Raw genomic sequence first — 12,638 nt, 5'->3', positions numbered from 1 at the left:
CTATGGCCGCGCCGCCCGCTTTCTCCACCCGATTCAACTCGGCAATCTGGCGATGCTGCTCGCCCTCATCACCGCGTGTAGTCTGCGTGCCAAGCCGCGCGGCTGGCAACTGCTGCTGACGCTCGCCGGTGCCGCCGCCGGGGTTTATACGGCGTTTCTGTCGCAGACGCGCGGCAGTTTTTTCGCCCTCGCCTGGGCGCTCGTCTTCCTCGGCCTGCTGTCGCTGCGCCGCCGTCATTTCCGCGCGCGCAGCGTGGCCCTGTCGGCGCTGATTGTCGCCATCGCCGCGCCGCTGTTCTGGCTTGCCAATATTGAGGTGATTGAGGAGCGGCTGGCCGAGGCGCAACACGACATCGCCCTTTACCAGGAAGGCAAGGCGGATACGTCCATCGGCGCGCGTTTTGAGATGTGGCGCTTCGCCTGGCAGGAAGGCAGCCGCTATCCGCTCTTCGGCGCGGGGACGGCGCAGTTGCAGGCGGACAAGGACGGCTGGCACGCCGCCGCCGACCTCGCCGCCTTCGGTCATCTGCACAACGAGTTCCTCGATGCCTTCGCCCGGCGCGGCTTGGTGGGGCTTGCGGTATTGCTGTTTTTGTTCGTCTGGCCGCTCGTGCTTTACCGCCGTGGTGAGGAGCGCGATTCGCCCGATGCCGCCGCGCTGCGTCTCGCCGGGCGGGCGCAGGTGCTGCTCTACAGCGGTTTCAGCCTGACCCAGGCGGCGCTGTTCAGCCACAACAGCGGCCTGCTCTTTTTTGTGTTGCCGCTTTGCCTGATTGTTGCCGCGCTGCGCGGCGAAGGACACGCCCATGTTTGACCGCGATGACCGCGCCCGCTATCTGCGCCTGCTCGCCTTTATCCGCCCGCACTGGAAGGTGGTGCTGCTCGCCGCAGGCGGCACGGTGCTTTACGGCCTGACCGAGCCGCTGGTGCCGTTCGTGCTGCAACCGCTGGTCGATGGCGGCTTTGCCGAGGGCGATATGCGCACCGTTTATGGCTTGACCGCCTTGCTGTTTTTCGGCTTCATGCTCAGGGGAGCTGCGAGCTACACCGCGACGTGCAGCATGAACTGGCTGGCGCAACAGGTGGTTTACACCCTGCGCGGGCGGATGTTCGCGCAACTGCTGCGCCTGCCGATGCGCTATTTTGACGAGAACAGCGCGGGCAGCATCGTCTCGCGTTTCACCTACGACGCGCTGCAACTGATGGCGGCCAGCACCGATGCCGTCGCCATCCTCCTGCGCGAAACCGTCACCATCGCCGCGCTCACCGTCTTCCTCTTTTATCTGGACTGGAAGATGACGCTGCTGCTGTTTGTCGTCGCGCCGGTGCTGGCCTATATCATCGTCCACGTCTCGCGCAAACTGCGGACGATGGCACGGGCGATGCAGGAAGACATGAGCGGCATGAATCATGTCGTCGATGAAAGCCTGCGCGGCCGGGCGATTGTCCGCATCTACAACGGTCAGGACTACGAATACGCGCGCTTTGCGCAGCAGGCGGAGGCGGTGCGCTTTCACGCGGTAAAATCGACCAAAATCGCCGCCAGCGCCTCGCCGGTGGTGGAGATGACCATCATCGCCGCGCTCTGCACCGTGATTATCCTGTTCGCGTGGAAGGCGCGCAGCGCCCCGGCGCAGATGACCACCGGCGTCTTCGTCTCCTTCCTCGGCACGATGGCGCTGCTCTTTCCGCCGATCAAGCGCATGGGCAAGCTGAACGAACCCATCCAGCGCGGGCTGGCGGCGGCGCAAAGCATCTTCGATTTCCTCGACGCGCCGACCGAGCCGCAACCCGCATTGCCGCCGGTATCGCTCAGCCGGGGCGAAATCGAATTTCGTGACGTCAGCTTTGCCTACCCGGAGCAACCAGTGCTGGAGCACTTCAGCCTGCACATCCGCGCCGGGGAAACCGTCGCCCTCATCGGCGAATCGGGCAGCGGCAAATCGACCATTGCCGCGCTGCTCGCCGGGTTTTACCCGCCGACGGCGGGGGCGATTTACATCGACGGCCACGACCTCGCCGACGTCAGCCTCGCCGACCGCCGCCGCGCCATCGCCTTCGTCTCGCAGGACACGGTGCTGTTCTCGACCAGCATCGCCGCCAACATCGCCTACGCCGACCCGGCGCCGGACGCGGCCAAAGTGCGCCTCGCGGCAGAATCCGCCAACGCCGCCGATTTCATCAATAAACTGCCGCACGGTTACGACGAAAACACCGGGCAGCAGGGCGGACGGCTCTCCGGCGGGCAAAAACAGCGCATCGCCATCGCCCGCGCCCTCTACAAGGACGCGCCGATACTGATACTGGATGAGGCGACCTCGGCGCTGGACAACCACAGCGAGGCGAAAGTGCAGGAAGCGATTGAGCGGCTGCGTGCCAACCGCACCGCCATCATCATCGCCCACCGCCTCTCCACCATCCGCAATGCCGACCGCATCGTTGTGCTGGAAAAAGGCAAAATCGTCGAAAGCGGCAGCCACGACGAACTGCTCGCCCGTGGCGGCAGCTATGCTAAACTGCTGCACCGCATCTAAGCCAACACTTTGAAAAACATGAAAATACTGATGGTCTGCACCGGCAACATCTGCCGCTCGCCGATGGCGGAAGGCATCGCCCACGCGCTACTGAAAGCGGCAAAACGCGACGACATCACCGTCGATTCCGCCGCCACCCACGACTACCACCCCGACAGTCCGCCCGACGCCCGCGCCCGCCGCGTCATGCGCGCGCACCAAATGCCCATAGACGACCTGCGCGCGCGGGTCTTCCTCCCCGAAGACTTCTACCTCTTTGACGAAATCCTCGTCGCCGACCGCAGCCATTACCGCCACCTCAGCGCCATCGCCCCGGACGACGACGCCTGCGCCAAAATCGGCTTCATGCTCGATACCCTGCCGGACAACCCCGGCGCGGAGCTGCCCGACCCCTACTACGGCGAGCTGGCTGATTTTGAACGCACCTTCACCCTGCTGGACGCCGCGCTGCGGGCAAGGTTTGCCCATGGCCGCTGAATCGCAATACTACGGCCAGGCGCTGCTGCTCTGGCAAAGCGTGCTCGACATGATGGCGCCGCTATGCTCCAAGGAAGACAACCTCGTCCTTGGCTCGCTCACCCTCAAGACCAAAAGCGAGAAAGAATGGATACTGCTCGCGCCAAACAAATTTGCCTGCGAGCAAATCCGCGCCTCGCTCTTCGACGCGCTGCAAATGTTCCTCGGCAACAAGGGCATCAAAAAAGTCAAAGTCGAAGTAGCCAGCACGCCCGACCTGTTCGTCAGCGATGCCTCCACCCCGGCACCGTTTGAAAGCAACCTCATCAGCGACTACCAGTTTCACAACTTCGTCGAAGCGCCCTCCAACCACGAAGCCTTCGCCGCCGCCGAGCGCGTCTCCAGCGGTGCCTTCCTCGCCGACAGCAACCCGCTGCTCATCTACGGCGGCACCGGCCTCGGCAAATCGCACCTGATGCACGCCGCCGGCAACGCGCTGCGCCGCAATGGCCGCGCGGCGGTGATGTACATGAACGCCGAACAGTTTGTGAACGAGTTCGTCGCCGCCATTTCCGGCAAATCGCAGCGCGCCTTCTCCAAGCGGCTGCGCAGCGTCGATGCGCTGTTGATTGACGACGTGCAGTTTTTGGGCGGCAAGGAGCAGTCGCAGGCAGAGTTTTTCCACACCTTCAACGAGCTGATAGACAAGAAGCGGCAGATTGTCATGACCTGCGACCGTTACCCGAAAGAAATCGAAGGCTTGCAGGCGCGGCTGAAATCGCGCTTCGGTGCGGGGCTGTCGGTATCCATCCGCACCCCCGAACCGGAAACACGCTTCGCCATCCTGAAGAGCAAGGCGAAAGAACAAAACTTCACCCTGCCGGACGAAGTCGCCTACTTCATCGCCGAGCACGTCGAATCGAACGTGCGCGACCTCGAAGGCGCGCTGAAAAAACTCATCTTCCAGTGCCGCGTCCTCAAAAACGACGCCCCGGCGACCCTCGCCGTCGCGCAAAGCGCGCTGGCCGACCTGTTGCAGGCGCAGAAAAAGCAGACCAGCGTCGAAAACATCCTGCGGGTGGTGGCGCAGTACTACGCCATCAGCGCGGACGAGCTGCTCTCGCGCAGCCGCAAAAAAACCTTCGCCGAGCCGCGAATGCTGGCAATGGCGCTGACGCGCGAGCTGACCGACCTCTCGCTCAAGGCCATCGCCCAGGCGTACCAGCGCAAAGACCACAGCACGGTGATGCACGCCGTGGAAAACATGGAAAAACGGCGGCAAAGCGAGCCGCGTTTCCGCGAAGAATATGACAACATCCGCACCATCATCACGGCGTAGCCGCTCACACCAACGGGACGTGGACAAGTTGTGGATAATCTTGCGAACAAACGGGGGATAACTTTTGCCGCCTGCGCCCGCCGGATTTGTCCACACCCTGTCCACCGGGTTGTCCACCATTTTTCCCCATGTCATCCCCGCAATTTTCCTTTACACTACAGGCAGTCAGGTCGTTTGCCCACATATTCACAGACACGACTACGACGACGAATTTAAATAAAGAGGTTATCTATGAAATTCAGCATTGTGAAAGAGAAGTTCCTCGAACCGCTGGCAGACATCAGCAGCATCGTGGCACGGAAAACCACCAAGCCCATTCTCAGCCATGCGCTGTTGCAGACCAGCGGCGAACATTTGCTGCTCAAGGGCACCGACACCGAAGTCACGCTGCAAATACTGCTGAACGAGCTGGACATCAAAGAAGAAGGCGCCATCACCGTCCCCGCCGCCAAACTGCTGGACATGGTGCGCCACCTGCCGGCGCAGGCGACCGTCTATTGCTCGCTGGAAAAAGAACAACTGCTGGTCAAGGCTGCAGGCAGCGTCTTCCGCATTGCGACGCTTCCTGCCGAAGATTTCCCGGCGCTGGCCGAGGCCGACATGGATCGCCGCATCGAAAGCGACAGCCGCGCCCTGCACGACATCATGCAAAAAGTGCGCTTCTCGATGGCGAGCGAAGACGTGCGCTACTACCTGAACGGGATGTACCTCAACATCGTCGAAGACGGCAACGCCATCCACGCGGTCAGCACCGACGGCCACCGCCTCTCCTGCGCGCGCAGCCCCCTGCCGTCGCCCGCGCCGATGACCAACCTCATCGTGCCGAAAAAAGGCGTGAGCGAGCTGATCAAGCTCCTCGGTCGCGTCAGCCAGCCGGTGGTACTCAACCTCGGCGAACGCCAGCTCAGCCTGACCCTGGGCGGCTACCGCCTCACCAGCCAGCTGATCGACGGCACCTTCCCCAACTACGAACAAGTGTTGCCGCCGGTACAGGAAACCCCGGTACTGGTCTCGCGCCAGGCCTTCCTCGAATCGCTGCAACGCGCCAAAGTGCTGCTGCTTGACCGCCACGACGGCATCCGCCTCACCTTCTCCGACGCCAAACTGCAACTGGCGGCGCGCAACCTCGAAAACGAAACCGCCGACGAAGCGCTGGACATCATCAACCCGCAGGCGCTGCAACTGGAAGTGGCGCTGAACATCAACTACCTCATTGACGCCATCAGCACCATCAACGGCGACAACGTGCAACTGCACATCGCCGACAGCAGCAGCCCCTGCCTGATTACCAGCAGCGAGGACGAAGGCGTGCGTTACGTCATCATGCCGATGCGCCTCTAACCGCCGCGCTATCCGCGAAAAACCGCCTTATCCGGGCGGTTTTTTTATGGGTGTTCCGGCAAGACGGCTATATAGCCATCCACCGAAAGTTTCAGACAAGGCGCGTCGCCGAAGACAGTACGCGGTTGTACGGCGAGGCGACGCAACACAGTATGAGGCTTTCGGTGGATGGCTATAAAAGCGGGGACTGCCACAAATGGCGTGCTGTAATGCAGGTCAAGGACACGGTGCGGGCGGCGGCGTAAAGTAGCCGCCTTCACGCATCATCCAGGAAATCATCATGACCGCACCTGAAAAAAACGACTGGGATTCGCGCGATCCCGCCGTGCAACGCGACCAGCTCGCCGCCTACGACGCGATGCGCGCGCGTTGTCCGGTGGCGCACGACGATTATCTCGGCTACACCCTTTTCCGTCACGAAGATGTGCGCTATGCGCTTGAGCATCCGGAGCTGTTCTCCAGCCGCGTTTCCACCCGCCACGTTGCCGTGCCGAGCGGTATGGACGCGCCGGAGCATACCGCCTTCCGCGCTATCAATGACCGCTATTACACGCCGCAGCGGCTGGCAGGTTTTGCGCCCCGTTTCCGCGCCATCATCCGCAATTTGGTCGCTGCCCTGCCGCGCGGGCAGGCAGTGGATGTGATGGACGGCTTCGCCCAGCGCTACGCGATGCGCATCCAGAACGCCTTCATGGGCTGGCCGGATTCGCTGGAAGCGCCGCTGACGGCGTGGATTGAGAAGAACCGCCGTGCCACCCTGCGCGGCGACCGCGCGGAAATTGCCGCCGTCGCCCTTGAATTTGACCACTACATCCGCGCCCTGTTGCAGGAGCGGCGCGCGTCGGCAACGGATGACATCACCAGCGAATTGCTGCACGACGTGGTGCATCTGCCCGACGGCGACCGCCTCATGACGGAAGCCGAGCTGATTTCGCTCATCCGCAACTGGACGGTGGGCGAGCTTTCTACGGTTTCCGCCGCCGCGGGCATTATCGTGCGCTTCCTCGCCGCACATCCGGCGGAACAGGCGCGGTTGCGCGCGGACAGCGCCGCCATTCCCGCCGCCGTTGAGGAAATCATGCGCCTCGAAGACCCGCTGGTGAGCAACCGCCGCATCACTACCTGCCCGGTGACGCTGGGCGGGCGCACCCTGCCCGCAGGCAGCCGGGTGACGCTGAACTGGGCAAGCGTGAACCGCGACGAAGCCGCCTTCGCCGACGCGCTCGCCTACCGCCCGCAGCGCGACCAAAGCGCCAATCTGGTTTACGGCGCGGGCATTCACGCCTGCCCCGGCGCGCCGCTCGCCCGTCTTGAATTGCGGCTGCTGATGGAGGAGCTGCTGTCCGGCACGGCAGACATCGCGCTGGATACCGCCAACTCCGAACCCTGTGCCTTTGCGCAGTATCCGGTCGCGGGTTATCGCAAAGTGCGGGTGGTGGTGCGGTAGTGGACAAGGCGGGTGGCGGGAAGCCGCTTCATTAACCCCCGGCAATTCATTAAAATGCTACGGATTCTCATCAACCACAAGTAGCCTTCATGCACCCCCGCAACCTGCTCGCCGCCGCCATTGCTGCCGATGACAGCGAAACACTAGACACCATCTTCATCAAAACCCAGCGCGGCTACAGCGCCGACGCCACCGAAAACAGCCGCGATTACAGTGCCTTTGCCGCCACCGTCGGCATCAAAATCCCGGCGACGCCGCGCGAAATCCCGCAATCCATCAGCATCGTCACCAACCAGCAAATCAAGGACCGCAACGTCGAAACGCTGGACCAGCTCGCGCGCAAAACCCCCGGCCTGCGCGTGTTGTCCAACGACGATGGCCGCTCCTCCGTCTATGCGCGCGGCTACGAATACGACGAATACAACGTCGATGGCCTGCCCGCGCAGATGCAGAGCATCAACGGCACCCTGCCCAACCTCGCCACCTTTGACCGCGTTGAAGTCATGCGCGGCCCCAGCGGCCTCTTTGACAGCAGCGGCGAAATGGGCGGCATCGTCAACCTGGTGCGCAAACGCCCCGGCGACAGCTTCGCCGCCAGCGCCAACGCGGGCTACGGCACCGACAAACAATACAAACTGGGCGGGACATCTCCGGCAAACTGAACCAGAGCGGCACCGTGCGCGGCCGCGTTCTCGCCGAGACCAGCGGTAAATCGCCCAAACCGGCGAAGCAAAACAACCACCACGAAACCGCTTACGCCGCGCTGGACTGGGACATCGGCCCGGACACCACCGCTGGCGTCGGCTACCTCTACCAGCAGCGTCACATCACCCCGGACAACGGCCTGCCCGCCTACAAAAACGGCAAACTGCTGCTCCTGCCGCAAAAGAGCTTTACCGGCGCCCACTGGAACCACTTTGAAATGCAGAGCCACGACGCCTTCGCCGACATTGACCACTACTTTGCGAACGGCGCCTACGGCAAAATCGGCCTGCGCTACAGCGACCGCGATGCCGAATCGAACTACGCCTTCGCCGGCAGCGCGCTCGATGACCAGCTACAGGTGACGCCGACCGGACTTGGCACCAACATCAAACAAAAAGCGCTCGCCTTTGACGCCAGCTACAGCCAGCCCTTCAACTGGGGCGCGATGCGCAACGAATACGTTGTTGGTGCCGACTACAACCACTTCAAAACCAGCAACGAACAGGGCCGGGCGCGCACGCTCGGTGCTGCCCGCGACTACCGCAGCCTCGGCAGCCTGCCCTACAGCAACATCCTCGGCAACGCCCGCGCGGGCAGTCGTGGCTTCGCCCACACCCTCGACGAAGAAACCCTCGACGAAGAAACCCTTGACGAAGCAGGTGTTTACGGCAAACTCGTCGTCCGCCCGCTGGAAAACCTCTCGCTCATCGGCGGTGGCCGCATCGGCCATTACCAAATCCAGAGCGGCGATGGCACCGCCAAAGAAAAACGCAACGGCACGCCGCTGACCGGCTACGCGGGCGTCGTCTGGGACTTCAGCAAAACCGACAGCCTCTACGCCAGCTACAGCTCGCTTTACCGCCCGCAAACCGCGATTGACCGCAATGGCCGCCTGCTCAAACCGCGCCGGAGCGACCAAATCGAAATCGGCCACAAAGGCAGCTACCTCGGCGACCGCCTCAACACCCGCGTCAGCCTCTACCGCCTGCAAGACAAAAACGCCGCTGCCAGCATCGCCGGCGACAACAACCACTACACCGCGCTCGGCAAGCGCGTCATGCAGGGGGTGGAGCTGGAAGCAAGCGGCGCGCTCACCGACCGCTGGAGCATCCACGCGGGCTACAGCTACCTGAGCCCGAAAATCAAACGGGCGGCGACCACACGCGACGACGGCATCTTCCTCCTTATGCCGCGCCACAGCGCCAACCTGTGGACGACCTACGACATCACCGTTGGCGGCGGGGTGAACGCGATGAGCGGCATCCGTAGCTCGCAGGGCGTGCGTGGCGGCGGCTATGCGACGGTGGACGCGATGGCGGCGTACCGCATCACCCCGCAGCTCAAACTGCAACTGAACGTGGACAACCTCTTCGACCGCAAGTACTACACCCGCGTCGGCAGCACCAACACCTTCAACATCCCCGGCGCGGAGCGCAGCGTGATGGCGACGGTGCGCTACGAGTTCAAATAAGCTCTGACTCATAAAAAACGCCCTCCCGCCGGAGGGCGTTGTTGTGAGGGTGTATGACAATCCACGCCAATCACCCGCAAAACGTAGGGGCGGTTAGGACGAAGTCCGTAACCGCCCGAACCATAGCCATCCACCGAAAGCCTCATACTGTGTTGCGCCGCCTGACCGGCACCCTAAAAAATGGCGAAGCCATTTTTTAGGGTAACCCGCGCCGTACAACCGCGTACTGTCTTCGGCGACGCGCCTTGTCTGAAACTTTCGATGGATGGCTGTCCGGCATTTGGCTTGTTGGGTCTCTCCCGCTACGCGAGCGGTTCCAGTTGCTCGTACCGCGCTAATCCAACCTGAAAACTGTGATTTTTTATATTTTTTGAGTGGATTTACGCGTTTTTTTCTTTTCCACGGTTGATTGTAACGTTAAGTTAATGCATGATGCAGTTAAGGTCGCCTCTGCTTCTTTTCTTGGGGCGGTCGTGGGGGTGTCTTCTGCCATGCGGTTCTGACCCCGTCCGTTTCCTAGACCGCATCGCTTTCGGCATTCCCGCGCGGGGAATGCCGCCTGTTTGCCGCTTTCTCCGCCTCAACTTCAGTTTTCGGGAGGAAGTATGTTCAGTCAATTCAAAAACCGCGAAAGTTATCCGTTCTGGTTTGAGATGGCGCCGCTCTTGCTGACGGTCGCTTTGCTCATGGTGCAGTTCTTCGTTTTCAAGGATTACACGCCGCACGTGCCGCTGGTCATCGGCATTTGTATCACCGGCATGTTTATGGCGCTCAAGGGGCGCAAATGGGCAGGCATGGAGCAGCATATGTACCGCGTGATGAAGGTCGCGCTGCCCACCACGGTGATTATTCTCTGCGTCGGCATGATGATTGCCGCTTCCATCGCCGCCGGCACGGTGCAGACGGTGCTGGTGTATGGGCTGTCGATTTTGAAGCCGACGGTGTTTCTGCCCGCAACCTGCATTTTGACGACGGTGGTCTCGCTCGCCACCGGCACCTCCTGGGGGACGGTCGGCACGGTGGGGCTGGCGATGGTCGGTATTGGCGAGGCGCTCGGCGTGCCGATGCACTGGACGGTCGGCGCGATTTGTTCCGGCGCGTTTTTCGGCGACAAGATGTCGCCGCTGTCGGATACGACGAATTTGTCGCCCGCGGTCGCGGGCACCGATATTTGGTCGCATATCAAGGCGATGCTGCCCAATACGATTCCCGCATATGCCATCACCATCGTGGTTTATACGCTGGTAAGCCTGAATTATGGCGGTGATGCGGGCGAGGGGTCGCTCGCCACGCGCGAGCTGTTCCGCCAGTTGATGATGGAGCATTTCAGGATTGGCTGGATTACGCTGATTCCGGCGGCGGTGGTCATTTTCATGGGTTTCCGCAAGTATTCGGTGATGGGGACGCTTTGCACCGGGATTTTTCTCGCGGTGCTGCTCGCCGTGGTTTATCAGGGCGTGAAGTTGAGCGCGGTCTCCGATATTTTGATGAACGGCTTTAAGGCGCACACCGGGCAGGAGGCGATGGACAAGCTTCTGTCCAAGGGCGGGATTATGTCGATGACCTGGGTGATTACGATGATGATGCTCTCGCTCGCCTTCGTCGGCTGTCTGGAGGCGTACGGCACCTTCCGCGCGATCCTCGCCAAGCTCAATGTGTTGATTCGTTCGCGTTTTTCGCTGGTGGCGACTGCTGCCAGCGCGGTGCTGATTGTCGGGCTGGTCGCGGGCGAGATTTATACGTCGCTGGTGCTGCCCGGCCGTCTGATGAAGGGCAAGTTCGCCGAGATGGGCTACGACCGCGCCATTTTGTCGCGCACGCTGGAGGACTGGGGCACGCTGGTCTCGCCGCTCATTCCCTGGAACAACGGCGGCGCGTTCGTCACCGCCACTCTCGGCCTGAGTACGTTTATTTATGCGCCGTTCGCGCTGTTCTGCTGGCTGTCGCCGCTGATTGGCCTGATTTATGCGGCGTTTGGCTGGTTTACGCCGAAAGACCCGCGCGGCCCGCAAACCCTCGCCGATGAGGACATGGAAGAAATCGCCGACGAAGTTGATGATTACATGGTATGAGCGGAGGGGTTATGCACACTGAACGTTATTCCTGGTGGAGTCTTTTCAAACACGGTCTGCGTCACAACCGCGACTGGCAGCCCGCCTACCGCCGCGCGACACTTGCCGACAGCTACGACGTCATCATCATCGGTGGCGGCGGGCATGGCCTTGCCACCGCCTACTATCTGGCGAAAGAACACCGCCCCGGCCGCATTGCCGTCCTCGAACGCGGCTGGCTCGGCGGCGGCAACACCGCGCGCAACACCACCATCGTCCGTTCCAACTACCTGTGGAGCGAGGCGGCGGCGCTGTTTGAACACTCGCTAAAACTGTGGGAAGGGCTGACCGCCGACCTCAATTTCAACGTGCTGTTCAGCCAGCGCGGCGTCTATAACCTCGGCCACACCCTGCAAGACATGCGCGACATCGAACGCCGCGCCAATGCCAACATCCTGCAAGGGGTGGACGTCGAAGTGGTGGACGCAAAAACGCTCAAAGAACGCATCCCGCTGCTTGATTGCTCTAGCCGCGCCCGTTACCCGGTGATGGGCGCGAGCTTCCAGCCGCGCGGCGGCATCGCCCACCACGACGCGGTGGCGCGTGGCTTTGCCCGCGCCGCCAGCAACCTCGGCGTGGATTTGGTTGAGAACTGCGAAGTTACCGGGCTGGACGTCGAAGGCGGCCGCATCCGTGGCGTACAAACCTCGCAGGGATACGTCAAAGCCGACCGCGTCGGCTGCGTTGTCGCCGGCCATTCTGGCGTGTTGGCAGGCATGGCGGGCTTGCGCCTGCCGCTGGAAAGCCACCCGCTGCAAGCCTTCGTCTCCGAATCCATGACCCGCTCCATAGACAGCGTCATCATGTCCAACGCCGTGCATGGCTACATCAGCCAATCCGACAAAGGCGAATACGTCATCGGCGCCGGCATCGACAGCTACACTGGCTACGGCCAGCGCGGCAGCGAACACATCATTGAGCACACCGCCGCTGCCATCGTCGAAATGTTCCCCTCGCTCTCGCGCGTGCGCATGAACCGCCAATGGGGCGGCATCGTCGATACCACCCCGGACGCCAGCCCCATCATCGGTAAAACGCCGATAGAAGGCTTCTACCTCAACTGCGGCTGGGGCACCGGCGGCTTCAAGGCAACCCCCGGCTCCGGCCACGTCTTCGCCCACACCATCGCCCACGACGAACCGCACCCGCTCGCCCGCCCCTTTGCCCTCGAACGCTTCACCAGCGGTCATCTGATAGACGAACACGGCGCCGCCGCCGTTGCCCACTAGGAGAG

General features: G+C 62.2%; 9 protein-coding genes and 1 pseudogene. 9 read left to right on the top strand and 1 reads right to left on the bottom strand.

From position 1 onward, the window contains the following. From Q0349_RS02855 to dnaN, 5 genes are all read left to right on the top strand, one after another. Positions 1-814, top strand: an 814-nt coding sequence (locus Q0349_RS02855; protein WP_298079368.1) for an O-antigen ligase family protein, incomplete at its 5' end; no start/stop codon positions are given. Further along, positions 807-2,534, top strand: coding sequence for a lipid A export permease/ATP-binding protein MsbA (gene msbA / locus Q0349_RS02850; protein ID WP_298079367.1), 1,728 nt, complete (start codon positions 807-809; stop codon positions 2,532-2,534). The genes Q0349_RS02855 and msbA, both read left to right, overlap by 8 nt. 18 nt (positions 2,535-2,552) lie before the next feature. Continuing rightward, positions 2,553-3,011 carry a low molecular weight protein-tyrosine-phosphatase gene (locus Q0349_RS02845; RefSeq protein ID WP_298079366.1) on the top strand — a complete coding sequence of 153 codons (459 nt, stop codon included), beginning with the start codon at positions 2,553-2,555 and terminating at the stop codon, positions 3,009-3,011. Next, positions 3,001-4,329 (top strand): chromosomal replication initiator protein DnaA, encoded by a 1,329-nt coding sequence (gene dnaA, locus Q0349_RS02840; RefSeq protein ID WP_298079365.1) that lies wholly within the window; start codon positions 3,001-3,003, stop codon positions 4,327-4,329. The genes Q0349_RS02845 and dnaA overlap by 11 nt, the downstream gene beginning before the upstream one ends. Positions 4,330-4,560: 231 nt before the next feature. Continuing rightward, the gene (dnaN, locus tag Q0349_RS02835) at positions 4,561-5,670 is read left to right on the top strand and encodes a DNA polymerase III subunit beta (protein WP_298079364.1); all 1,110 of its coding nucleotides are present in this window, start codon (positions 4,561-4,563) and stop codon (positions 5,668-5,670) included. Positions 5,671-5,714: 44 nt separating this feature from the next. Here dnaN and Q0349_RS02830 read toward each other — a convergent pair whose 3' ends face one another. Beyond that, a complete protein-coding gene (locus Q0349_RS02830) occupies positions 5,715-5,930 on the bottom strand; it encodes a hypothetical protein (protein ID WP_298079363.1) in 216 nt (71 codons plus the stop codon). A gap of 20 nt (positions 5,931-5,950) precedes the next feature. On the opposite strand from Q0349_RS02830, the gene Q0349_RS02825 reads away from it, so the two are divergent. The 4 genes and pseudogenes from Q0349_RS02825 (at position 5,951) to Q0349_RS02805 (ending at position 12,633) form a co-directional block, all read left to right on the top strand. Then, positions 5,951-7,117 carry a cytochrome P450 gene (locus Q0349_RS02825; RefSeq protein WP_298079362.1) on the top strand — a complete coding sequence of 389 codons (1,167 nt, stop codon included), beginning with the start codon at positions 5,951-5,953 and terminating at the stop codon, positions 7,115-7,117. A gap of 89 nt (positions 7,118-7,206) precedes the next feature. Then, positions 7,207-9,293 (top strand): annotated as a pseudogene (locus Q0349_RS02815) (TonB-dependent siderophore receptor). A 605-nt stretch (positions 9,294-9,898) separates the two neighbouring features. Further along, a complete protein-coding gene (gene nhaC, locus Q0349_RS02810) occupies positions 9,899-11,365 on the top strand; it encodes a Na+/H+ antiporter NhaC (RefSeq protein ID WP_298079359.1) in 1,467 nt (488 codons plus the stop codon). Between the two features lie 11 nt (positions 11,366-11,376). After that, entirely contained in the window at positions 11,377-12,633 is a 1,257-nt protein-coding gene (locus tag Q0349_RS02805; protein WP_079541209.1) for a sarcosine oxidase subunit beta family protein, read from the top strand. Positions 12,634-12,638: the final 5 nt, after the last annotated feature.

Origin of the sequence: uncultured Cardiobacterium sp. (genome assembly GCF_938028185.1) — a bacterium.
Classification (GTDB): domain Bacteria; phylum Pseudomonadota; class Gammaproteobacteria; order Cardiobacteriales; family Cardiobacteriaceae; genus Cardiobacterium.
Note: the sequence above shows the minus strand (reverse complement) of the source record. Positions and strands in the feature narration are given on the sequence as shown.